This window comes from Bacillus sp. NMCC46 (assembly GCF_002998465.1).
In the GTDB taxonomy this organism is placed as follows: Bacteria; Bacillota; Bacilli; order Bacillales; family Bacillaceae; genus Bacillus.
The window spans coordinates 529,600-554,245 of sequence record NZ_PVQZ01000002.1 but is presented as its reverse complement, the minus strand read 5'-3'; the positions used below and the strand labels follow the sequence as shown (position 1 = coordinate 554,245).

23 protein-coding genes and 1 riboswitch are annotated in these 24,646 nt (G+C 43.3%); of the genes, 20 read left to right on the top strand and 3 right to left on the bottom strand.

Annotated elements, in window-relative coordinates:
- Positions 1-33: 33 nt before the first annotated feature.
- On the bottom strand, positions 34-912 hold the full coding sequence (gene rnhC, locus C6Y01_RS08495; protein ID WP_045210067.1) for a ribonuclease HIII: 879 nt from the start codon (positions 910-912) through the stop codon (positions 34-36).
- 179 nt (positions 913-1,091) lie between these two features.
- Here rnhC and zapA point away from each other — a divergent pair, with 179 nt between their 5' ends.
- From zapA to C6Y01_RS08420, 15 genes are all read left to right on the top strand, one after another.
- Positions 1,092-1,349, top strand: a complete 258-nt coding sequence (gene zapA, locus C6Y01_RS08490) for a cell division protein ZapA (RefSeq protein ID WP_012010831.1) — start codon at positions 1,092-1,094, stop codon at positions 1,347-1,349.
- Positions 1,350-1,356: 7 nt separating this feature from the next.
- Positions 1,357-1,890: a CvpA family protein gene (locus C6Y01_RS08485; RefSeq protein WP_034661786.1), complete on the top strand. Its 534-nt coding sequence runs from the start codon at positions 1,357-1,359 to the stop codon at positions 1,888-1,890.
- Between the two features lie 114 nt (positions 1,891-2,004).
- Complete coding sequence (gene polX, locus C6Y01_RS08480; RefSeq protein ID WP_066030574.1) at positions 2,005-3,717, top strand: DNA polymerase/3'-5' exonuclease PolX; 1,713 nt, start codon at positions 2,005-2,007, stop codon at positions 3,715-3,717.
- Between the two features lie 21 nt (positions 3,718-3,738).
- Positions 3,739-6,096: an endonuclease MutS2 gene (locus C6Y01_RS08475; RefSeq protein ID WP_106038101.1), complete on the top strand. Its 2,358-nt coding sequence runs from the start codon at positions 3,739-3,741 to the stop codon at positions 6,094-6,096.
- A gap of 14 nt (positions 6,097-6,110) precedes the next feature.
- Positions 6,111-6,515 (top strand): DUF350 domain-containing protein, encoded by a 405-nt coding sequence (locus C6Y01_RS08470; RefSeq protein ID WP_007501637.1) that lies wholly within the window; start codon positions 6,111-6,113, stop codon positions 6,513-6,515.
- Between the two features lie 162 nt (positions 6,516-6,677).
- Complete coding sequence (locus C6Y01_RS08465; RefSeq protein WP_106038051.1) at positions 6,678-7,133, top strand: immunity 63 family protein; 456 nt, start codon at positions 6,678-6,680, stop codon at positions 7,131-7,133.
- Between the two features lie 101 nt (positions 7,134-7,234).
- Positions 7,235-8,956: an AMP-binding protein gene (locus C6Y01_RS08460; RefSeq protein ID WP_106038050.1), complete on the top strand. Its 1,722-nt coding sequence runs from the start codon at positions 7,235-7,237 to the stop codon at positions 8,954-8,956.
- A 168-nt stretch (positions 8,957-9,124) separates the two neighbouring features.
- Positions 9,125-9,709 (top strand): fatty acid metabolism transcriptional regulator FadR, encoded by a 585-nt coding sequence (gene fadR, locus C6Y01_RS08455; RefSeq protein ID WP_003216590.1) that lies wholly within the window; start codon positions 9,125-9,127, stop codon positions 9,707-9,709.
- 26 nt (positions 9,710-9,735) lie between these two features.
- Positions 9,736-10,515 (top strand): enoyl-CoA hydratase, encoded by a 780-nt coding sequence (locus C6Y01_RS08450; RefSeq protein WP_106038049.1) that lies wholly within the window; start codon positions 9,736-9,738, stop codon positions 10,513-10,515.
- 31 nt (positions 10,516-10,546) lie between these two features.
- Positions 10,547-11,320: an electron transfer flavoprotein subunit beta/FixA family protein gene (locus C6Y01_RS08445; RefSeq protein WP_060596961.1), complete on the top strand. Its 774-nt coding sequence runs from the start codon at positions 10,547-10,549 to the stop codon at positions 11,318-11,320.
- A 44-nt stretch (positions 11,321-11,364) separates the two neighbouring features.
- The gene (locus C6Y01_RS08440; RefSeq protein WP_106038048.1) at positions 11,365-12,342 is read left to right on the top strand and encodes an electron transfer flavoprotein subunit alpha/FixB family protein; all 978 of its coding nucleotides are present in this window, start codon (positions 11,365-11,367) and stop codon (positions 12,340-12,342) included.
- Positions 12,343-12,417: 75 nt separating this feature from the next.
- Positions 12,418-13,896, top strand: coding sequence for an alpha-N-arabinofuranosidase (locus C6Y01_RS08435; protein WP_034661770.1), 1,479 nt, complete (start codon positions 12,418-12,420; stop codon positions 13,894-13,896).
- Between the two features lie 230 nt (positions 13,897-14,126).
- A complete protein-coding gene (gene trxA / locus C6Y01_RS08430; protein WP_007501629.1) occupies positions 14,127-14,441 on the top strand; it encodes a thioredoxin in 315 nt (104 codons plus the stop codon).
- 139 nt (positions 14,442-14,580) lie between these two features.
- The gene (uvrC, locus tag C6Y01_RS08425) at positions 14,581-16,353 is read left to right on the top strand and encodes an excinuclease ABC subunit UvrC (protein WP_106038047.1); all 1,773 of its coding nucleotides are present in this window, start codon (positions 14,581-14,583) and stop codon (positions 16,351-16,353) included.
- A 63-nt stretch (positions 16,354-16,416) separates the two neighbouring features.
- Positions 16,417-16,594, top strand: a riboswitch (Lysine riboswitch).
- A 140-nt stretch (positions 16,595-16,734) separates the two neighbouring features.
- Positions 16,735-17,970, top strand: coding sequence for an aspartate kinase (locus C6Y01_RS08420; RefSeq protein ID WP_034661766.1), 1,236 nt, complete (start codon positions 16,735-16,737; stop codon positions 17,968-17,970).
- 163 nt (positions 17,971-18,133) lie between these two features.
- Here the strand turns inward: C6Y01_RS08420 and C6Y01_RS08415 are convergent, their stop codons facing one another.
- Positions 18,134-18,577 carry a YslB family protein gene (locus tag C6Y01_RS08415; RefSeq protein ID WP_034661763.1) on the bottom strand — a complete coding sequence of 148 codons (444 nt, stop codon included), beginning with the start codon at positions 18,575-18,577 and terminating at the stop codon, positions 18,134-18,136.
- A gap of 280 nt (positions 18,578-18,857) precedes the next feature.
- Here C6Y01_RS08415 and C6Y01_RS08410 point away from each other — a divergent pair, with 280 nt between their 5' ends.
- The 5 genes from C6Y01_RS08410 (at position 18,858) to C6Y01_RS08390 (ending at position 23,411) form a co-directional block, all read left to right on the top strand.
- The gene (locus C6Y01_RS08410; protein ID WP_106038046.1) at positions 18,858-19,466 is read left to right on the top strand and encodes a succinate dehydrogenase cytochrome b558 subunit; all 609 of its coding nucleotides are present in this window, start codon (positions 18,858-18,860) and stop codon (positions 19,464-19,466) included.
- 37 nt (positions 19,467-19,503) lie between these two features.
- Complete coding sequence (sdhA, locus tag C6Y01_RS08405; RefSeq protein ID WP_012010817.1) at positions 19,504-21,264, top strand: succinate dehydrogenase flavoprotein subunit; 1,761 nt, start codon at positions 19,504-19,506, stop codon at positions 21,262-21,264.
- 1 nt (position 21,265) lies between these two features.
- Positions 21,266-22,030, top strand: coding sequence for a succinate dehydrogenase iron-sulfur subunit (gene sdhB, locus C6Y01_RS08400; RefSeq protein ID WP_046311996.1), 765 nt, complete (start codon positions 21,266-21,268; stop codon positions 22,028-22,030).
- A 121-nt stretch (positions 22,031-22,151) separates the two neighbouring features.
- Positions 22,152-22,613 carry an acyl-CoA thioesterase gene (locus tag C6Y01_RS08395; protein ID WP_106038045.1) on the top strand — a complete coding sequence of 154 codons (462 nt, stop codon included), beginning with the start codon at positions 22,152-22,154 and terminating at the stop codon, positions 22,611-22,613.
- Between the two features lie 78 nt (positions 22,614-22,691).
- Positions 22,692-23,411, top strand: coding sequence for a biotin--[acetyl-CoA-carboxylase] ligase (locus tag C6Y01_RS08390; protein WP_034661753.1), 720 nt, complete (start codon positions 22,692-22,694; stop codon positions 23,409-23,411).
- Between the two features lie 27 nt (positions 23,412-23,438).
- Here the strand turns inward: C6Y01_RS08390 and C6Y01_RS08385 are convergent, their stop codons facing one another.
- Positions 23,439-24,569 (bottom strand): 2-methylaconitate cis-trans isomerase PrpF family protein, encoded by a 1,131-nt coding sequence (locus tag C6Y01_RS08385; RefSeq protein WP_106038044.1) that lies wholly within the window; start codon positions 24,567-24,569, stop codon positions 23,439-23,441.
- Positions 24,570-24,646 lie beyond the last annotated feature (77 nt).

The following is a 24,646-nucleotide window of genomic DNA, read 5'->3' as shown; positions in this document are numbered from 1 at the left end:
AAGAGCTATGGCCTTATGGGCATTAGCTCTTTTTTATAACCATTTTTTCGCTTTTTGTGTGTTGGCAAAATGCAGCTTTGTAAATTGACGTAAAGCATCTTCGCCGTGCAGCTTGATGAGCTTCGCTGCCGCCTTGTCCACATGAGGACCGGCTCCTTTTGGAATGTCAAAGCCTGCTGCTTTTGACAACTTATCCATTTCAATTAAAAAGGCGTACCTTGCAATAATGGAAGCCGCAGCAACTGACAAATGAATGCCTTCTGCTTTCGTGCTAAAGTACGTCCGCTCCCGAATGATTTTTTTCCCTGCAAGATGCTTGAAATAAATGCCCGGTTCTGCAAATTGGTCAATCAAAATGGCTTCGGGCTGCTTCCCGTCTAGTTTTTCTAGCACAGAGGTAATGACTTGGTTATGAAGGAGCGCCTTCATTTTTCCTTGACTCATGCCCTTTTCCTGCATCGCATTGTACTTTTCATTTCGGAGCACGAGAAGGCTGAACGGAATGGTTTTGATGAGATCTTTGGCAATATTGATAATCTGCGGGTCCTTTAGACCTTTTGAGTCTTTTACGCCAAGCTCTTTCATGAGAGCAAGCTGGCTGGCATCAACATAGGCGGCACAGACCGTCATCGGTCCAAAATAATCACCTGTTCCTACTTCATCTGAACCGATGACGGACATAGAAGCAATTCCTGACGGCGGACTGTATTTTGTGACAGCAGGTGCTTTTTGACTTTTCGTATCAGCTGCTTTTAAATGGCTGAATTGACTGGCTTCAGCTTCTGCCTTTTGTCCTTGAAACAGCACTTTTCCAGATCGATAGGCTGTAATCGTACAGCCAGGAACCTTTGCTTGAAAAAGGGCGCCTGGTGGTAAAGTATCAGTTAAGTGGTGCGCATACGCGCTCTTCATCTTTTTAAGGTCTTCTGATGTTGCTTTTAAGACGGATTGGGGCACAGTGGATAACTCCTTTTTACCTTGATATCATTGATTTCTAAAGTGTACCATAACAGGGAAGGGCTCGTCTTTCCATTCAATGTCTAAACATGTTATGATAGAGACTAGGATTCTCGTGGAATGGAGGAGAAACGTTGTCTGACGGCGGTAAAACGAAAACAACAGTTGAGATTTACGGACAGTCCTATACGATCATCGGTCAAGAAACGAAGATGCATATGCGACACGTTGCTTCAATTGTTGATGATAAAATGAGAGAAATAAATGAAAAAAATCCATACCTTGATATAAACAAATTAGCTGTACTGACAGCAGTCAATGTCGTCCACGACTACTTGAAATTAAAAGAGCAATACGAAAAACTAGAGATTCAGCTTAAAGAAAAGGAATGAAATTACCGTGATCGATATCATCATTTTGTTTTTGCTTCTTATGGGAACGCTTGTCGGTCTAAAACGTGGGTTTATTCTTCAATTGATTAAATTGATCAGCTTTGTTGTTTCTATCTTAGTGGCTTCCATGTTTTATCAGTCACTTGCACCACAGCTTACGTGGATTCCAGCGCCTAATTTTAGCGGCGGTCAAGCGCAGCTCGCTTTCTTTAGTGGGAATCTAGAAACAGCTTATTATAATACCATTGCGTTTATCATTCTGTTTATCTTGACCAAAATCCTGCTCGCCATCATTGGCGGATTGCTCACAACCATTGCAAGTATACCTGTGATTAAGCAGGTCAACAAACTGCTTGGCGGTGTTTTAGGATTTCTTGAAACCTATCTATTTGTGTTTATTCTCTTGTTTGTCGCTGCATTACTTCCAGTCGATGCACTGCAAACAATGATGAGCAAATCCATATTAGCAGATGTGATCGTAGGCAACACCCCTTATCTGTCCAGTCTTGTCAAAGACTTATGGACGACGTATGGAGTTTAAAAACTTCTCCTTTCTTGGAGAAGTTTTTTCTCATTCCATGACAGAAAGTTGTAGGATGAAGGAAAAGTTTGTATATTTATAAAGGAAGATGCCAAAGCGGCTGGAGGATGAGAGATGAATAAAAAAGATATTATCAAACTTCTTGAAACAATTGCAGTATATATGGAGCTGAAAGGAGATAATCCTTTTAAGATTTCTGCCTTTCGTAAAGCAGCAGCGGCACTGGAACAAGATGACCGCAGCCTTTCTCAAATAGATGATCTATTAGCATTACCCGGCATTGGTAAAGGAACCTTTGCTGTGATCACTGAGTATATCGAAAAAGGACAATCAGAAACACTGGAACAATTAAAAAAGGAAGTGCCTGAAGGACTTGTCCCGCTCTTAAAATTACCAGGACTTGGCGGGAAGAAGATCGCTAAGCTTTACCAAGAGCTTGGCGTCCACGATGCACAGTCGCTAAGAGAAGCATGCGAAGCGGAAAAGGTACAAGCACTTGCTGGCTTTGGCAAAAAAACAGAAGAAAAGATTCTCGCGGCTCTTGAGGAAGCGGGAAAGCAGCCGGAACGACTGCCAATTGGCTTTGCATTAGATGTGGCAGAGCGGATTGATCATGCGCTTGAAGAGACGAAAGGTATCATCCGTTTTTCAAGAGCTGGCAGTTTAAGACGTGCACGTGAAACTGTGAAAGATTTAGATTATATCATTGCGACAGATGATCCTGAGCAAGTAAGAGAGCAGCTCGTTGCACTTGATGATGTGAAAGATGTCATCGCAAGCGGTGATACGAAGGTATCTGTCATTCTTGCCCTTGATTTTGAGATCAGTGTGGACTTCCGGCTTGTGACATCAGACCAATTCGCGACTACGCTGCACCATTTCACTGGCTCAAAAGATCACAATATTCGAATGCGTCAGCTTGCGAAGGAACGCGGAGAGCGCATTAGCGAATATGGTGTGGAAACGATTGAAACTGGAGAAGTGAAAACGTTTGAAGACGAGAGCGCTTTTTATGCGCATTTTCAACTTCCGCTCATTCCGCCAGAAATTCGTGAAACCGGAGCGGAGATTGATACGTATAAAGAAAGTATGCAGTTTGTAGAACTGAAAGATATCAAAGGCGACCTTCATATGCACTCGACATGGAGTGACGGAGCATTCTCTATTCGTGAAATGGCGGAAGCATGTATCGCAAAAGGCTATGAATACATGGCCATTACAGACCACTCGCAATATTTAAAAGTAGCCAACGGTTTAACAAAAGAACGTTTGCGTCTGCAAGCTAAAGAAATTGACAAGCTTAATCAGGAATTCGAGCATTTTCACATTTTCAAAGGGGTCGAAATGGATATCCTGCCGGATGGATCGTTAGATTATGATGATGACTTTTTAAAAGACATGGATTTTGTCATTGCGTCTATTCATTCTAGCTTCTCTCAGCCGGAGGAAGTCATTATGGAACGCCTTGAAAATGCCTTGCGAAATCAGCATGTCGATTTAATTGCACATCCAACAGGCCGTTTGATCGGCAGACGGGATGGCTATGCCCTAAATATAGATCAGCTCATAGAGCTTGCGAAGAAAACGGGCACTGCACTTGAGCTCAACAGTAATCCGTCAAGACTTGATTTGAAAACAGAGCATTTAATGAAAGCAAATGAAGCGGGTGTGAACATCATGATCAATACAGATGCGCACAACATCGCCATGCTGGAACATATGGAAGTCGGTGTAACAGCTGCAAGAAAAGGCTGGACACCAAAAGCAAATGTCGTGAATACTTTTACTCTAAACGAGATCAAAAAGTTTTTAACGCGTGACAGGTAGTCGTTAGGAGGCTGGACCATGCTGCAACAAAAAGTGTTAGCATCATTAGAATTTCATAAAGTAAAAGAAAAAGTGATGTCCTATACCGCATCCACATTAGGAAAAGAAAGAGCGCAGGATTTAACACCTCTGACGGATATAGAAACCATTCAGCATTTGCTGGAAGAGGTAGCAGAAGCACAAGATGTGATTCGCTTAAAGGGGTCTGCGCCATTTGGCGGGTTAACGGATATTAGACGCGCAGTGAAACGGGCAGAAATCGGCAGTACATTAAGCCCACCTGAGCTGATGGAAATCGCAGGACTATTATATGCGGTGAAAAATATGAAGCACTTTCTCACGTCCATGTATGAAGATGGAGTAGACATACCGCGCCTTCATACATATGCTGAGACGCTGATATTACTGCCTGAAATCAGAAAAGAAATCGAAAGCTGTATTGGTGATAATGGAGAAGTGCTTGATCATGCAACCCCTGCACTTCGTTCATTGCGCATTCAATTACGCTCACTAGAATCAAAGGTTCGTGATAAATTAGAATCGATGATTCGTTCACAATCGGCTTCGAAAATGCTGTCAGACACAATTGTCACCATTCGTAATGATCGGTTTGTTATTCCGGTGAAACAAGAGTACCGCTCGAATTACGGCGGAATTGTTCATGACCAATCATCATCTGGGGCAACACTTTTTATTGAGCCGCAAGTGGTCGTGGATGTAAATAACACCTTGCAGCAAACCCGTTTAAAAGAGAAGCAAGAGGTTGAAAAGATCCTCCAAATGCTGACAGAGAGCGTGTCAGAGCACATTGGGGAACTGCTTCACAATGTAAAGGAGCTGCAGACGCTAGATTTTATTTTTGCTAAAGCTAAATATGCAAAGGCAGAAAAAGCCACAAAGCCTGCTGTGAATGATCAAGGAGAGATCTATTTAAAACGAGCAAGACATCCTCTATTGCCTCGGGATCAAGTTGTCGCAAATGATATTGAGCTCGGCAAAGATTTTTCAACGATCGTGATCACTGGACCAAATACAGGGGGGAAGACAGTTACCTTAAAAACGCTGGGTCTTCTGACGCTGATGACACAGGCGGGCCTCCATATTCCAGTTGAAGAAGGCTCTGAAGTGGCTGTGTTCGACCAAGTCTTTGCTGATATTGGAGATGAACAGTCCATTGAACAAAGCTTGAGTACGTTCTCATCTCATATGGTCAATATTGTAGATATCTTAAAGCATTTGACATCTAACTCACTCGTGTTATTTGATGAATTAGGGGCAGGAACAGACCCAGCTGAAGGTGCGGCACTTGCGATGAGCATTTTAGATGAAGTGCATCAAACTAATGCACGCGTCATCGCAACGACTCATTATCCCGAGCTGAAGGCATATGGGTATAACCGGGAAGGCGTCACGAATGCAAGCGTGGAGTTTGACATTGAAACTTTATCACCAACGTACCGCCTGCTCATCGGTGTGCCTGGACGAAGTAACGCATTTGAAATTTCCAAACGTCTTGGTTTGCCTGACCACCTCATAGACCGGGCAAAAGCAGATATGCATGCAGAGCATAATGAAGTAGACCAAATGATTGCGTCATTAGAAGATAGCAAGAAACAAGCAGAAGAAGAACTGCATGAGACAGAAGTCTATAGAAAAGAAGCAGAAAAGCTTCATAAAGAATTGCAAAGACAAATTCTTGAATGGAATGAGCAAAAGGATAAACTGCTTGAAGAAGCTGAACATAAAGCGAAAGAGAAAATTGAACAAGCATCAAAAGAAGCAGAAGATATCATTCAAGAGCTCCGTTCGATAAAAAGTGAACACCGCTCATTCAAAGAGCATGAACTCATCGATGCGAGAAAGCGTCTTGAAGAAGCGGTACCTGAGTTTGACCGGAAGAAAAAGCCAGAGCCAGCGAAAAAAGCAGTAAGACAGCTGAAGTCAGGCGACGAAGTCAAAGTGCTCACCTTCGGGCAAAAAGGAACGCTGCTTGAACAAACAGGTGACAAAGAATGGAGTGTCCAAATGGGCATTCTGAAAATGAAAATAAAAGAAAAAGACATGGAATTTATCAAATCAGCACCTGAATTTAAGCAAGAAAAAGCCATCACGGCAGTCAAAGGGAAAGACTATCATGTCTCGCTTGAGCTCGATTTAAGAGGAGAGCGTTATGAAAATGCCTTAAGCAGAGTCGAAAAATATTTAGATGATGCTGTATTAGCTGGTTATCCGCGCGTGTCGATTATTCATGGAAAAGGAACTGGCGCCCTCAGAAAAGGGGTTCAGGAATTACTGAAACAGCACCGAAGTGTGAAAAATGCTCGTTTTGGCGAACAAGGTGAGGGAGGATCAGGCGTCACCATCGTCGAATTAAAGTAAAAAGGAGAAAACGCATGAAAGCCTTTTGGGAAAATGAACTTGTGGAAATTGCCGCCTATTACAGCGTGGCCGTCCTATGTCTCGTCTTATTTCTAACCATTTTTGAACTCGTCACCTCTTATAAAAACTGGGAAGAGATCCAGCGGGGGAACTTAGCTGTTGCTATGGCAACAGGCGGGAAGATCTTTGGGATTGCGAATGTGTTTCAGCATTCCATCGCACAGCACAATTCCCTTCTTCAAATGGTTGGATGGGGCGTATACGGCTTTGTGATGCTGCTTGTCAGCTATTTCATTTTTGAATTTTTAACACCGCGATTTAAAGTAGACAAAGAGATTGAAAATGATAATAGAGCGGTCGGGTTTATTTCACTCATCATTTCAGTTGGGCTGTCTTACGTAGTAGCAGCCGGCATTTAAGGAGACGACATGGAAAAGCTAGCAAAAGTATTAATCGTAGTTGCCTGCACTTTTGCGGTCATTGGTGCCGTTTATCTGTTCCTGTGAAATGAAGAAAACAACGTTAGAGAGCTGTCAGGGAACCCCTTGGCAGCTTTTATCTCATCAAAGGCGGCGAATGACATGAAGCACATTCTGCAAAAAGGCGAACTAATCAAGCGCATTGATACTTGTCTTCAAATGACATCCCTTCCAAGAGACATATACGAACCGTATATTGCACGTCCATTTCAAACGTCAGGATTTTTTGATGATTTGAGTCCCTATATTCAGATCGATTCGAGTGGTTATATCCTCATTCAATATGAACGAGGGATGAAAATGCTGCATAAAAGAACAAAAGTGGCGGATGAAGTTATTTACTGGATTTTAGAAGACACCATTTTTCTCACGGTTTACATTGACATGATGAGGAAGCATCAAGTCGACAACATCCAGACGCATTTACCGAATGACCCTAGTATCCATCAACAGATCGTGGAAAGAGTCAACAAGTCATTTCGTGCAATCGGCGGTTTATATGAACAGTGGCATCATGAAGGAAAAAGAGCCTCTATAGAAACACCGGCGAAAAAGTAAAAGTGTGCAATTGAACCAAGCTCTATTAGAAAAAAGCAAACTGTCCTAAGGAAAAGTTTGCTATAATAAAATAGTACGAAAGTTCAGGAAGGAGGGTTTTTATGCAGTCAGATAAACGTTGGCTTCTGCATTACCCGAATCAAATTCCCCACGAACTCACCATCCCAAATGAAACATTACAATCTTACTTATTCAGTTCCGCAGAGGCTGCACCTGAGCATACAGCCATTCATTTTCTAGGAAAGAACATCACCTATGAACAGCTGCAAAAAGACGTATTGAAACTAGCCAGTCATCTGATGAAAATTGGCGTAAAAAAAGGCGACAGAGTAGCGATCATGCTGCCGAACTGCCCTCAATCGGTCATTTCTTATTATGCTGTTTTAATAGCAGGCGGCATCGTTGTTCAAACAAACCCGCTTTATACAGAGAAAGAACTGGAATATCAAATGGAGGACAGCGGCGCCAAAGTGCTGATCACGCTAGATCTGTTGTATCCAAAGGCTTATAAAATGAAAGCGCTGACAAGTATAGAACACTTAATCATTACCAAACTACAAGATTATTTACCATTCCCGAAAAACATACTGTTTCCTATTGTGCAAAGAAGAAAAAATAAAATGGTCATCCAAGTGGAGAAAAATGACACCATTCATCACTTCTCGCAGATCACGAAAGAATCGGCAGGTGAACAGCAAATTCCCGCACTTGCCTTTGAGCCGAAAGAGGATGTCGCTGTTTTGCAATATACAGGCGGAACGACCGGTTTACCAAAAGGGGTCATGCTCACACATGAAAATATTTTAGCGAATACTGAAATGTGCGCTTCCTGGATGTACAAAACGACCAGGGGGAAAGAACGCATCCTTGGCATCATTCCGTTTTTTCATGTATACGGAATGACGACCGTCTTAAACCTTGCTGTCAAAGAAGGGCATCAATTGATTCTTCTTCCACGCTTTGATGTCGCAGATACCCTCAAAACCATTGAAAAACAGAAACCGACGCTATTTCCAGGCGCACCAACAATGTATATCGCCTTGCTGCATCATCCGAACATTGAAAAGTATGACCTGTCGTCCATCACTGCATGTCTAAGCGGCTCAGCGGCACTTCCTGTAGAAGTCAAACAAAGCTTTGAAAAATTAACAGGAGGACGCTTAGTGGAAGGGTATGGTCTTTCAGAAACTTCACCCGTCACCCATGCTAACTTTTTATGGGGAGCGAACAAAACAGGCAGCATTGGGTGTCCGTGGCCTAATACAGATGCCGGTATTTATTGCGAGGAAACTGGAGGCCTCAAAGAACCATATGAGCATGGAGAAATCATTGTCAAAGGGCCGCAGATCATGAAGGGATACTGGAATCAGCCAGACGAGACAGCGGCTGTATTACGAGATGGCTGGTTTTTCACCGGAGATATAGGGTATATGGATGAGGACGGTTTTTTCTATATCGTCGACCGGAAAAAAGATGTCATCATAGCGAGCGGCTATAATATTTACCCAAGAGAGGTCGAAGAAGCCCTTTATGAGCATGAGCTTGTACAAGAAGTCGTCGTCGCAGGTATTCCAGATCCGTACAGAGGAGAAACAGTGAAAGCATTTGTTGTGCCGAAAAAGGGTGCCTACTTAACAGAGGATGAACTTGATCGCTTTGTTAGAACGAGAATTGCCTCATTTAAAGTACCGCGCGTGTATGAATTTAAAGATTCACTGCCTAAAACAGCCGTCGGGAAGATTTTGCGCAGAGTATTAATTGAAGAAGAAAAAAGAAAGCACGCTTCTTCATCTGAAACGCCTGCCGATCAACCGAAAACATAACGGTCTGCATCATCCGGTCCACCGGCCGGATGATTTGAATGATGACCGCCTGCTCTGTTATGCTAAAGGTGGAAAAGAAAGAAGAAGATCACTTGACAAATCGCCCGTTTCTTTTTAACATAAAGTTATGAATGAATACTCATTCAATTTAGAAAGGGACGAAGCACATTGAAGCAGAAAAGACCGAAGTACATGCAAATTATTGATGCAGCAGTTGTGGTGATTGCAGAGAACGGCTATCATCAATCACAAGTTTCAAAGATTGCGAAACAAGCAGGGGTAGCAGACGGAACCATTTATCTTTATTTCAAAAATAAAGAGGATATTTTGATCTCATTGTTCAAAGAAAAAATGGGACAATTCATCGAACGAATGGAAACAGATATTCAAAAGAAACCGTCGGCGAAAGAAAAGCTTTTACTGCTGATTGAGGAGCATTTTCGTATGCTTGCGCAAAATCATCATTTGGCTCTTGTGACACAGCTTGAACTTAGGCAGTCAAACCTTGAGCTGCGGCAAAAAATCAATGAGGTGCTGAAAGGGTATTTAAATATGCTCGAGTCGATTTTAGCAGAAGGAAAGAAAACAGGAGAATTCAGACAAAATCTAGATGTCCGCTTAGCGAGACAAATGGTATTTGGGACGATTGATGAAACCGCGACAACATGGGTCATGAATGATCAAAAGTATGATCTTCCTGCACTCGCAGAAAACGTACGTGATCTACTCTTAAACGGAATTCATCAATCTTAAAGACAATGTGAAAAAGGATGATTGACATGGAAAAGATACTTAGCTTACATCATGAAAGGCAAACAGCGCTCATCACGATTCAGCATCCACCAGCAAACGCCTTATCTTCTCAACTTCTCACCGAGCTTAATGACAAGTTTGATCAGCTCGAACAGAATGAAGAAGTAAGAGCCATTGTGATCCACGGGGAAGGAAGATTTTTCTCAGCAGGTGCTGATATTAAGGAATTTACGACGTTACAGGAAGAGTCTGACTATTCAAGCCTTGCAGACAGAGGGCAGCAGGTCTTTGAACGGATTGAGCAATGTCCAAAACCAGTCATTGCCTCGATTCACGGAGCTGCATTAGGCGGGGGCCTTGAGCTTGCAATGTCTTGTGATATCCGAATCGCAACAAAAGATGCGAAGCTTGGACTGCCGGAACTAAACCTCGGCATCATTCCAGGATTCGGCGGCACGCAGCGCCTGCCGCGCTATGTTGGTTCGGCTAAAGCTCTGGAAATGATGGGTACAGCTGAACCGATTACAGGTGAAGAAGCATTCGCCTGCGGACTTGTTTCAAAGCTGGCAGAAACAGAGGAAGAGGCGCTTGAAGAAGCCAAAACACTTGCGGCAAAATTTGCAACGAAAAGCCCAAAATCACTCGAGTATGTGCTGGATTTATTGAACGCAACAAAATTGTATTCATATGATGGCGGAATGAAGCTGGAAGCCAAAAAGTTCGGTGAAATTTTCCAATCGAATGACGCCAAAGAAGGCATCCAAGCCTTTATCGAAAAGCGCAAACCGAACTTTAAAGGGGAATAAGGGATTAGAACGACACAAGGGGGAGAAATGGATGAATATATTTGTTTTGATGAAGCGTACGTTTGACACGGAAGAGAAGATTTCCATTCAGTCTGGTGCAATTCAAGAAGATGGAGCAGAGTTCATTATTAATCCTTATGACGAGTACGCCATAGAAGAAGCCATCCAGCTTCGTGACGAGCACGGGGGAGAAGTGACCGTTGTGACAGTTGGCAGTGAGGATGCGGAGAAGCAGCTGAGAACAGCGCTCGCTATGGGCTGCGATCAAGCCGTTTTATTAAATGTGGAAGACGACTTAGAAGAGTGGGATCAATATTCAGCTTCTACGATTCTTTACCACTATTTAAAAGACAAAGAGGCTTCTTTAATCTTAGCAGGGAATGTGGCAATTGACGGGGGCTCTGGACAGGTTGCCCCGCGTCTTGCTGAATTACTTGGTTTTTCATATGTCACAACGATTACAAGTATTCAAATTGACGGCGGCTCTGCTTCGATTGAACGAGATGCAGAAGGTGATGTGGAAGTGATTTCTGCCGAGCTCCCGCTTGTCGTCACTGCCCAGCAAGGTCTCAATGAGCCTCGCTATCCATCATTACCAGGCATTATGAAGGCAAAGAAAAAGCCTTTAGAAGAAGTGGAACTTGATGATTTAGATCTTGATGAAGACGATGTGCCATATAAAATCAAAACAATTGAACGTTTCTTACCGGAGAAAAAAGAGGGTGGCAAGGTGCTCAGCGGTGAGCTTCAGGATCAAGTCAAAGAACTGACAGATCTACTAAGAAACGAAGCAAAGGTCATCTAACTATCCACTTTACGATATCACGAGAACAAGGGGGAACTTGAAAGATGAGTAAAAAAGTTGTTGTACTTGGAGAAAGTCGTGACGGTAAATTAAGAAATGTGACATTTGAAGCCATTGCTGCCGCTCATCAAGTGGCAGATGGCGGTGAAGTCATTGGCGTGTTAATAGGGGATGACGTCAAAGACCAAGCGGATGAACTGCTTTACTATGGAACGGATCATGTCATGATTGTGGAGCATCCGCACCTTTCATACTATACGTCAGATGGTTTTGCGCAGGCGCTTCAAGCGATATTAGATCAGGTTGACCCAGATGCCGTACTCTTTGGCCATACGTCTATCGGAAAAGACTTGTCGCCGAAAATAGCTGCACGCTTGCAGACTGGCCTAATTTCAGATGCGATTGATGTAAGCGTTACCGGAGAACACCTCGTTTTCACTAGACCGATTTACTCTGGTAAAGCCTTCGAAAAAGTGATTTCAACAGATCGTCTGCTTTTGGCGACCATACGGCCAAACAACGTGGCACCTCTTGAGCGGGATGCCTCACGAAGCGGAGAAATAACACCGGTTTCTGTCGATATTCAGAACCTGCGAACGATTGTGAAGGAAGTCATTAAAAAAACGTCAGAAGGTGTAGATTTATCTGAAGCAAAGGTCATCATCGCCGGGGGACGCGGGGTCAAGAGCAAGGAAGGGTTTGAACCACTGAATGAACTCGCCGAAACGCTGGGCGCAGCAGTCGGTGCTTCGCGTGGCGCCTGTGATGCAGACTACTGTGATTATGCCCTGCAAATTGGGCAAACAGGCAAGGTCGTCACACCTGATCTCTATATTGCGTGCGGGATATCAGGGGCGATTCAGCATTTAGCCGGAATGTCTAACAGTAAAGTCATTGTTGCGATTAACAAAGACCCAGAAGCCGAGATCTTCAAAATTGCCGATTATGGAATCGTCGGTGATTTGTTTGAAGTGGTACCGCTTTTGAATGAAGAGTTAAAAAAGATGAATATCCACTCGTAACGCTCATACACTCAGAATGCCTAGGTATTCTGGGTTTTTTTGTATGTAATCAATAAACAAAGGAGCGGTTGACAAGTGAAGGGGACAGTAAAAGTCAATGACGTGATCGGACGTATTTCTAAACACATCTATGGACACTTTCAAGAGCATTTAGGAAGAGGGATTTATGACGGGATTTGGGTAGGAAAAGATTCATCGATTGATCATATTGAGGGAATTCGTACCGATGTGCTAAAGGCCCTTCAAGCATTACATATTCCGGTGCTTAGGTGGCCAGGCGGCTGCTTCGCAGACGAGTATCATTGGGCAAATGGTGTAGGTGATCTCAGTGAACGAAAGCCGATGGTGAACACTCATTGGGGCGGCACGGTTGAATCCAATGCATTTGGTACGCATGAATTTATGAAGCTGTGTGAGCTGCTTGAATGTGAGCCTTATATTTGCGGGAATGTGGGAAGCGGGTCTGTTCAAGAATTAGCAGAATGGGTCGAGTACATCACATTTCCAAAGGGAACACCTATGTCTGATTGGCGTATTCAAAATGGAAAACAAGAACCTTGGAAGCTGACCTATGTTGGTGTAGGCAACGAAAGCTGGGGCTGCGGCGGAAATATGACGCCTGAATACTATGCAGATTTATATAAACGTTATCAAACGTATGTGAGAGAGTTTGCGGGTCAGACGATATACAAAATCGCGTGCGGCGCAAATTCAAATGACGTGAATTGGACAAAAATATTAATGGAGCGGGCCGCACCTTGGATGGATGGACTCAGTTTGCATTACTACACTGTACCTGGTACGTGGGAGAAAAAAGGGTCAGCGACTGAATTTGATGAGGATGAATGGTTTATCACGTTGAAAAAAGCCTATGAGATGGAACGGCTTGTCGTGGATCATGGAGAGATCATGGATCGTTATGACCCAGACAAGCGAATCGGGATGATTATTGATGAATGGGGAACATGGTATGACCCAGAGCCAGGGACAAATCCTGGGTTTTTGTATCAGCAAAACACACTAAGAGACGCCCTTGTTTGTGCCCTTCATTTTCATATATTTCATCGTCATTGCCAGCGGATTCATATGGCGAATATTGCCCAGACGGTCAATGTTCTGCAAGCAATGGTGTTAACGGAAGACGAAAAGATGCTCCTGACGCCAACATATCATGTGTTTCACATGTTTCAAGTGCATCAAGAGGAAGAAGCACTTGAAGTGGAGTTTGTGTCAACGCCTTATGAACGCAGAGGAGAAAAAATACCTCAGGTTAGTGTGTCAGCTTCGCGTTCGTCAGATAAGATGCATATTAGCTTCTGTCACCTGAATCCGCATGAACAAAACGAAGTATCCCTTGCCATTGAAGGTTTGGATGCTCAAACGAAAGTCACGGGCCGCGTGCTGACAGCGGACCGCATGAATGCGCACAACACATTTGATGATCCTCATGCTGTCCAGCCAGCAGAGTTTCAGCAATTTGCTGTAAAACCCGGTGAATTAACCATAGATCTGCCGCCAATGTCGGTGGTGATGATCACGGTCGATCTGGCTTGATCGCATATTTAGATGTTTGATGAGCAGGATGTTGGGGCATAAGCGGAAAGGGAGTTATTTATATGCTTAGAACGATTCTCATGATTATCGGTGCAATTGTTGTCATTGGTGCGATTGTACGGTTTGTTTTTTAATTCATTTCATAAAAAATGATTCGTAAGCATTTCATTCGCAAGTCACATTGGTAGATGCTATACTAAAAAGCATAATTTACATTGGAGGAATGAATAATGGCAATCGTAAAAGCGACTGACGCAACATTTTCACAAGAAACTGCAGAAGGTGTTGTTCTTGCGGACTTTTGGGCACCATGGTGCGGACCATGTAAAATGATTGCTCCAGTTCTTGAAGAACTTGATCAAGAAATGGGCGACAAAATGAAAATTGTAAAAATTGATGTAGACGATAACCAAGAAACTGCTGGTAAATACGGCGTGATGAGTATCCCAACACTTCTTGTTTTAAAAGACGGTGAAGTGGTAGAAACATCTGTTGGTTTCAAACCAAAAGAAGCACTTGCTGAACTTGTCAACAAACATCTATAAACCTGTCTATGCCTGAGCGGCATACTCAATGAAGCGGTTCTCGTAAAGACGAGAGCCGCTTTTCTTTCAACATGGTATAAAACAAATGTTCGTGATACACTAGAAGGAGTGAAAGAGGAAAACAAGGACGGATGAAAATATGAACAAACTGATCAAAGAAAAGCTATCGGTCTTGCCAGATCAACCAGGCTGCTACTTAATGAAAGATCGACAAAATACAATCATTTATGTGGGAAAGGCAAAGGTCTTAAAAAATAGAGTGCGCTCTTATTTCACGGGATCTCATGACGCCAAAACGCAGCGGCTTGTCAGTGAAATTGAGGACTTTGAATACATTGTCACCTCTTCTAATATCGAGGCACTCATTTTAGAGCTGAACTTAATCAAAAAATACGACCCAAAATACAACGTCATGCTTAAGGATGACAAAACGTATCCTTTTATTAAAATTACGAATGAACGGCATCCTAAGCTGATCGTCACCCGCAATGTGAAAAAGGACAAAGGGAAATATTTCGGACCATACCCGAACGTACAAGCAGCCAGAGAAACGAAGAAGCTGCTCGACCGTTTATATCCACTGAGAAAATGTGCAACCCTTCCTGATCGCGTCTGTCTATATTATCATCTTGGACAATGTCTCGCGCCGTGTGTGTATGACATTTCTGAAGAAACGAATAAGCAGCTCGTGGACGAAATCACAAGGTTTCTAAACGGAGGGCATCAGCAAATCAAAAAAGAACTAAACGAAAAGATGCAGGAAGCCGCCGAACAATTAGAGTTTGAACGGGCAAAAGAACTGAGAGACCAAATCGCTTACATCGACTCAACGATGGAAAAACAGAAAATGACGATGAGTGATTTATCAGATCGAGATGTCTTTGCATATGCCTATGACAAGGGCTGGATGTGTGTCCAGGTCTTCTTCATCAGGCAGGGGAAATTGATTGAACGCGATGTCAGCCTATTTCCTATGTATCAAGATCCTGAGGAAGAGTTCCTCACGTTTATGGGGCAATTTTATGCAAAGAACAATCACTTTCTGCCGAAGGAAATTTTGGTGCCAGACAGCGTAGATCAAGAGATGATTGAACAATTGCTCGAGACGAACGTTCATCAGCCGAAAAAAGGAAAGAAAAAGGATTTGCTTTTACTTGCCCATCAAAATGCCAAAATCGCCTTAAAAGAAAAATTTTCACTCATTGAGCGTGATGAAGAGCGGTCCATTGGTGCGGTGAAGCAGCTTGGGGATGCACTAAATATTTATATGCCGTACCGGATTGAAGCATTTGATAACTCGAATATTCAAGGTGCAGACCCGGTTTCTGCCATGGTCGTCTTTCAGGACGGGAAGCCGTATAAAAAGGAATACCGAAAATACAAAATTAAAACCGTCACAGGGCCAGATGATTATGCATCTATGCGTGAAGTCATTAGAAGGCGATATACCCGCGTGTTAAAGGATGAGCTGCCGCTGCCAGATTTAATTTTAATTGACGGAGGAAAGGGACAGATCAATGCAGCGATAGATGTGCTTGAAAATGAATTGAATCTGTCTGTCCCAGTGGCAGGTCTTGTGAAAGATGAAAAACACAGAACTTCGAATCTCATGATGGGAGATACACTTGAAATTGTTGCGCTGGAGCGGAATAGCCAGGCCTTCTATTTATTGCAGCGCATTCAAGATGAAGTGCACCGGTTCGCTATTAGCTTTCACCGGCAGCTGCGCGGAAAAAATGCATTTCAATCTATTTTAGACGATGTACCAGGTATCGGAGAAAAGCGTAAAAAACAGCTTCTTAAACATTTTGGCTCTGTGAAAAAGATGAAAGAAGCCTCTATCCAAGACTTTCAGGAGGCTGGCATCCCGAAACAGACGGCCGAACTTTTAATGGAAGCATTAAAAAAATAGATTGTACTTTTTCCAAAAGTCTGTTAAGATTGTGACTAAATTTAATAAATGAACGTGTTGTTTGTTGAAGATAGAGGTGCGAACTTCAAGAGTAAGCCTTCAGAGATCGATGGGATCTAGGAAGAGGGCTGAAAGGGGAGCGTCGCCGAAGTGAATAAAATCCACTCATTTTATTCGCTGGCTGTACATTGAAGAAATGTAGGGCTGTCAAGAATATATTTCTTGGAGGGCTATCTCATTGTTTGCATCGTTTAATGATGATTTTAAAGCAATGGGAGATCTGTTCTCTCATTGCTTTTTTATTTGCAGTGAGCAGGCAGTCTCCAAAGCCGCTTCTTGCCTCTTCTCTCACACGTGATCTTTTGAAAAAGGGTGGTAGACATGGGACTAATTGTACAAAAATTTGGCGGAACGTCCGTTGGATCAACAGAAAAAATTCGCAATGCCGCAGAGAGAGTCATCGCTGAACGCGAGGCCGGACATGATGTGGTTGTGGTTGTGTCGGCAATGGGTAAATCTACGGATGTTCTAGTAGACCTAGCGAAAGAACTCACAGATCATCCAAGCAAAAGAGAAATGGATATGCTGCTCGCAACTGGAGAGCAAGTGACCATTTCCTTATTAACGATGGCGCTGCAAGCAAAAGGCTATGATGCCATTTCCTTTACAGGCTGGCAGGCTGGTATGAAAACAGAGCAAGTACATGGTAACGCAAGAATCGTGGATATTGATGAATCAAGAATAAAAGAGGAATTAAGTGCGGGGAAAGTCGTTGTTGTAGCTGGCTTCCAAGGAATTGCAGATGACTTACATATCACAACACTTGGACGCGGTGGATCAGATACAACGGCTGTGGCACTTGCTGCCGCATTAAAGGCTGATAAATGTGATATTTACACAGATGTACCAGGAGTGTTTACGACAGATCCGCGTTATGTACCATCCGCGCGGAAACTTGCAGGTATTTCATACGATGAGATGCTCGAACTGGCTAATTTAGGAGCTGGCGTCTTGCATCCGAGAGCTGTTGAATTTGCAAAAAATTATCAAGTCCCACTAGAAGTCCGTTCTAGTATTGAAAATGAATCGGGTACGTTAATTGAGGAGGAATCATCCATGGAACAAAATTTAGTCGTCAGAGGCATTGCATTTGAGGATCAGATTACACGCGTGACGGTGTGCGGTCTTTCAAGCGGTCTCACCACATTGTCGACCATCTTTACGACGCTTGCGAAGCAAAATATCAATGTCGATATCATCATTCAGTCCGTCACAAGCACCAATCAGACGGCGATCTCTTTCTCTGTGAAAACGGATGATTTGTCCAAAACAGTTGAAGTATTAGAAGAATATAAAGGAGCGCTTGGCTACGAGCAGATCGAGACAGAAAGCAAATTAGCCAAAGTATCTATCGTTGGATCTGGTATGGTCTCAAATCCAGGCGTAGCCGCTGAAATGTTCGCTGTGTTAGCGGAAAAAGACATACAAGTGAAAATGGTCAGTACGTCTGAAATCAAAGTCTCAACAGTGGTTGGCCGAGATGATATGGTCAAAGCAGTTGAAGCGCTGCATGATGCGTTTGATTTATCAAAGGTGAGTGCAGCTGCTCACTCTTAAAAAGGCAGGGAGGTGTATCTCATGAAAGAGTGCACCTCTTTTTTAATGGAAAGCGCCGCATACCAGAAAGGAAAACGTGCGTAAACCCATTCACTAAGTATGCTATGATAGAAGAAGACTACAAAAAGGCGTGACCTGAAGTCCGCGCCTTTCATAAAGAGTGTTAGCTAGGGTCTCTTAAATCCCATTTAACGGTTAAAATGACTTTATCAGCACGCTTTTTCACTTGTTCATAAGATTCAGCCACGTGCTCGTTGAGAAGCTGAATTTGTTCAGCAATAAAACCCGCTTCCATCTGAAAGCATGGCTCCTTTTGATAGGTGATTCGATTTGATACAAGTGGACCTTCGAGCTCAAACTCAATTTCCTGTTTTTTCGAATGGACCATCGTGAGCGTTCCCCATCCGGCATCATGGAAAAATTCGGGGATCTTCTCCCATGACTCTTGAGGAAATTTACGAGCAAGCAGTTTACCCGCAAAATACATCATAGATGAATGATCCTGACCCAAAATATCAGGCAGCAGAACTTCGCGTATCAGCTCGTAGGCAAATCCATTGACTTCAATTTCTTTTAGCTGTTCTAAGTTAGATTCGAATTTATTCATTGTACGGCTCCCCTCTTTCAACAATTTATTATAGCTTATGTAAGCATATGATGACAGAGTTTTCCCTGAAGTCTAAGAAATTCTTATTGTAGTAAAACGAATTTTGATTTAAAACTTTTAAATTTCGGAAAATTTTAATTTATGTACGCGGTTTCTTGACGCTTTTTTGACATAGGAGTAAAATGAAATTGTCAATAAATTTGAATAAAGTGCTTACAATTGAAAGAAGCGGGGGTAAGACAATTTTCAGCAATTGCACTTTTTACTAGGGGGTAAAGTAATGTCGGGGAACAAAGAATTTTTTTATCGGAGATTGCATTCTTTGCTTGGCGTCATTCCGGTCGGTCTATTTTTAATTCAGCATTTAGTGGTGAACCACTTTGCGACGAGTGGACCAGAGGCGTTTAACAAAGCTGCACACTTTATGGAACAGCTTCCATTCAGATATGCACTTGAGCTGTTCGTGATTTTCTTACCACTGATCTATCATGCTGTTTATGGGGTGTACATAGCCTTTACGGCACAAAACAACACGTCTCGCTTCAGTTACTTAAGAAACTGGTTGTTCAGACTGCAAAGGATTTCAGGTATCATCACATTAATTTTTGTCACTTGGCACGTATGGGAAACACGAATTCAAGCTCAGCTTGGAGCTGAAGTGAACTATGACATGATGGCGAATATTTTAAGCTCTCCATTTATGCTAGGCTTCTATATTGTCGGCGTTTTATCTACTATTTTCCACTTTGCTAATGGCTTGTGGTCATTTGCTGTCAGCTGGGGAATTACTGTTTCACCACGCTCACAAAGAATCTCCACATATGTGACATTAGGTATATTTATAGCGCTTTCATATGTAGGGCTAAGAGCAATTTTCGCTTTTGTTTAAGAGGAAATAGATTAGTAGAAGAGGGAGAGGGGCTACAATGAGTAATTCTAGCATCATCGTTGTCGGAGGCGGCTTAGCTGGTCTCATGGCAACTATCAAAGCAGCAGAAGCGGGAACAGCTGTTAAACTATTTTCAATCGTACCTGTGAAACGTTCGCATTCTGTCTGTGCACAGGGCGGAATCAACGGAGCGGTCAATACAAAAGGTGAAGGGGATTCACCTTATGAGCATTTTGATGACACGGTGTATGGCGGAGATTTCTTAGCCAACCAGCCGCCAGTAAAGGCAATGTGTGAAGCAGCGCCGTCCATTATCCACTTACTTGATCGGATGGGTGTCATGTTTAACAGAACACCAGAGGGATTACTGGACTTCCGCCGCTTCGGGGGAACACAGCACCACCGTACAGCATTTGCTGGAGCTACAACAGGTCAGCAGCTATTATATGCACTAGATGAGCAGGTTCGCCGCTATGAAGTAGCAGGGCTTGTCACGAAATATGAAGGCTGGGAATTCCTTGGCGCTGTGTTAGATGACGAGGAAGTATGCCGAGGCATTGTCGCGCAGAACTTGACGACAATGGAAATTGAATCCTTCCGTTCAGATGCAGTGATCATGGCAACTGGTGGTCCTGGAATTGTGTTCGGTAAATCAACGAACTCGATGATCAACACTGGATCTGCTGCATCCATCGTCTATCAGCAAGGTGCTCATTACGCAAATGGAGAATTCATTCAAATTCACCCAACAGCGATCCCTGGAGATGACAAGCTTCGTCTCATGAGTGAATCGGCTCGTGGTGAAGGCGGACGTGTTTGGACATATAAAGACGGGAAACCTTGGTACTTCCTTGAAGAAAAATACCCAGCATATGGGAACCTTGTACCGCGTGATATCGCAACGCGTGAAATCTTCGACGTATGTGTCGAGCAAAAGCTTGGCATCAACGGAGAGAACATGGTATACCTCGATCTTTCTCATAAAGATCCAAAAGAACTTGATATTAAACTTGGCGGCATCATTGAAATCTATGAAAAATTCATGGGTGATGACCCGCGTAAGCTCCCAATGAAAATTTTCCCTGCTGTTCATTATTCAATGGGCGGATTATGGGTTGATTATGATCAAATGACGAATATCAAAGGTCTATTCGCTGCCGGAGAATGTGATTACTCTATGCACGGCGGAAACAGACTTGGTGCAAACTCACTGCTTTCTGCGATTTACGGCGGGATGGTCGCTGGACCAAATGCGGTCAAGTACATTAGCGGCCTTGAAAAATCTGCGGAAGACCTATCTTCTGCAACATTTGACAGCGCTGTGAAGAAAGAGCAGGAGAAATGGGACAACATCCTCAGCATGGACGGAACAGAAAATGCATACGTGCTTCATAAAGAGCTTGGAGAATGGATGACGGATAACGTCACAGTGGTTCGTTACAATGACAAACTCTTAAAAACAGATCAGAAGATCGAAGAATTAATGGAGCGCTACAAGCAGATTAACATCAACGATACAGCTTCATGGAGCAACCAAGGCGCTGCCTTCACACGTCAGCTTGACAACATGCTTCAGCTGGCAAGAGTCATTACGATCGGGGCATACAACCGGAATGAAAGCCGAGGCGCACACTACAAACCGGATTTCCCAGAGAGAAACGATGAAGAATTCCTAAAAACAACGATGGCTACGTTCAAAGGGAAAAATCAAAAGCCTGCATTCCACTATGAGGACGTCGATGTATCGTTAATTGCACCTCGTAAACGAGATTACTCGAAGAAAAAGGTGGAGAAATAAGATGAGTGAAAAAAACACGATTCAATTCATTATCACACGTCAAGATACAGCAGATGGAAAGCCTTATGATGAAGAATTCGAAATCCCTTACCGCCCAAATATGAACGTCATTTCCGCCCTTATGGAAATAAGACGGAACCCGGTCAATAAACAAGGGGAAAAAACAACAGCGATCAACTGGGATATGAACTGTCTTGAAGAGGTGTGCGGAGCTTGTTCTATGGTCATTAATGGAAAACCGCGCCAGTCATGTACAGCACTCATCGATCAGTTAGATCAGCCGATTCGTCTTCAGCCGATGAAGACATTCCCGGTTGTGAGAGACTTGCAGGTTGATAGAAGCCGGATGTTCAATTCCTTGAAAAAGGTGAAAGCATGGGTACCGATCGATGGCACATATGATCTCGGTCCTGGACCAAGAATGCCTGAGAAAAAACGTCAATGGGCGTATGAGCTTTCTAAATGTATGACATGTGGTGTCTGCCTTGAAGCTTGTCCAAACGTGAATGATAAGTCTTCCTTTATGGGCCCTGCGCCGCTTTCACAAGTCCGTTTATTTAACGCACATCCGACAGGTGCGATGAATAAGTCTGACCGTCTAGAAGAAATTATGGGGGACGGCGGTCTTGCGAACTGCGGGAACTCCCAAAACTGTGTGCAGGCTTGTCCGAAAGGAATCCCGCTGACAACGTCAATTGCAGCACTTAACCGAGATACAACTTTACAAGCATTCCGTAACTTCTTCGGAAGCGATCACGCAGAATAACATCACATTCAGTCCTCTTTGTCAATTATGATGAGTGTTTAAGGGGCTGGATGCAACATATAAACAAACGCCTCTTCCAATACGGGAGAGGCATTTTGTTTCCAAATAAGGAGATGATCAAGTGAGACTGCCGTCATATATTGAAGAACCGTTTGAAGAGTGGAGGGCATCCTTTCGATTTTATGTCGAAACCACCGTTCGTTTTTCAGAAACGGATATGTTTGGCCATATGAACAATGTCACCCCTTTTGTGTATTTTGAAGAGGCACGAATTGCCTTTTTTCAAAAGACGGGAATTGTTGATAAACGGATGAAACGTGTGAGGGAGACCATGACAGTCGTCGCAAACCTGCAATGTGATTACATCAAGCAGGTAGAGATTGGGGAGAGGCTTCGTGTGTATGTCAAGCCGGAAAAGGTCGGATCAAGCTCACTCATCCTTCATTATTTAGGAGAAAATGAGCAGCAGGAACCTTGCTTTACAGGCTCAGTCACCATGGTGCAAATTAGTAAAGACACAGGCGCATCTGTACCGTTTACAGAGGAAGAAAAAGAGACGTTTCAGGTGCAGCGAAATGAGTAACATGCTGCCTCATCAACATGCACGCTTCATTTTGTTATAATAAAAGCATCATATCAAGAAGAAACAAGAGGAGAACACATGAAGATTTTTCAATATGATACCATTGATAGTACAAATAATGAAGCGAAAAGGCTCATGCAGCAAGGAGAAAAGCCCTCATTTGCTGTCTATGCACGCCAGCAGACAGCAGGAAGAGGCAGACTCGGCAGGCCGTGGGAAACACCTTTAGGGAATGTGGCGGTCACCATGACAGTCTTACCGCCAGCAGAACTCTCCACCCAGTCAACGATCGCCCCGCTGACAGCACTAGCAATCTATGATGTTCTGAAACCACTCATGAGAGCAGAGGATCAGCTGGCGATCAAATGGCCTAATGATATTCTCATTAATGAAGCAAAGGTATCCGGCACATTAATTGAAGCAGACCGCAGTTCCATTTATATCGGTGTTGGCATCAATGTAGAGACAAAGCCGGAGCATGTCCCGTACAAAACCATTTGCTTATCAGAGCTGACAGAGGTGAAAGCCGATCAGCTAGTGAAAGAACTGGCAGCGGCTTTTGAAAAATACCATTCACGCTGGCAGAATGAAGGGTTTGAAGCACTCACTGCCCTCTATAACAAACGGTTATATCGTCTCAACAAGCCCCTTCGCATTTCGTTAGATCGTGAAAAACAAACTTGGGAAGAAGGCATTTGCTGCGGGGTCAACCGCTACGGTCATCTCCAGTTAAAAGATGAGAAAGGGCAGATAAAAGCTCATTCTGCTGGAGATATTGATGCCCCGCTTCAACATTAAAAAAAGCAGACGATGTTCTCGTCTGCTTTAGGCTTCTCTTTTAATATGAGGCTGCACGATATAGTCTTGTTTCGTAAAGACAACCCCGTCTAGAATTTCTCTCGCGGTTCGAATGACTTTGACTCTATTTTGAGACACGTCAATGTCCGTTTGCATAATCCCAGCAGGATGCCCAATTCGAAGCGTATCATGTTGTCCATGATAAAGCTGTGCAGGAAGCGTTTGTTCCATAAAACAGCTGGCTGATACGCAGACAGAGCCGGTAATGGCAAGTGCTTGGTGCGGTCTTTGCATCGATAGCATACGAACGATGATGTCCATATCGGCTGCTCTTCTCAAGATTCCATTTGTATCTACATAATCAGCAGGCTCGCTAATGAGCGCAAGCTTTGGAACGGCTGGAGACTGTAATGTCGCCATGTCTTTTGGCGCAAAGTGACACATTTCAGCAGCGATGGAACGAATCTCTTCTAAATCATCCAGTAATTCGTCTGTAAACTCCTCAGGCAATTCAGTTCCTTTTAATTGAATATCTTTGGCACGAATAAAGGCAATTGGATTTGCAATGTCAACGATCGAGATGGGAATCTCACCAAACTTTGTTTGAATCGTATCAATTTTGTTTCCAGTCGGAAAAGTTTTACCTGTGACTGCGCCTTCAGGATTTTCAAAAGATAAATAAATGGGAGAACCTGTCCCTTTTACTCCTGGAATTTCTGCCTGTCCTTCAAATTTTACTTCTCCATTTTCGACTTCGACCTCTGCTGTAATCACTTTATTTGTGTTGGTATTGAGGATACGTACAGTCGTAATGGGCTCAACCGCTTGAACAAGTCCTTTAATGATGGCGTATGGTCCAACCGCTGATGAGATATTCCCGCAGTTTCCTTTAAAGTCGACATATCTCTCATTGATGCTGACTTGTGCAAACGTATAGTTCACATCCACATCTGGGCGTGTGGCTTTATCAATAATGGCCACTTTGCTTGTTAAAGAATTACCGCCGCCGATCCCATCGACCTGCAGCCGGTCAGGACTGCCCATAATGTCTAATAGAAATGCCTCGAGCTCATCGTGTTCATAGGGTGCGTCATTTGCTTGAATGAATACCCCTTTGCTTGTACCGCCTCGCATGATTGTGATTGGAACTTTTCTCATTACTCTCACCCTCAATTTTTTAATGAACTGTTTATCTAACCAAAATGGTAAAGTATAATAAGAAATAAGTTAAATAC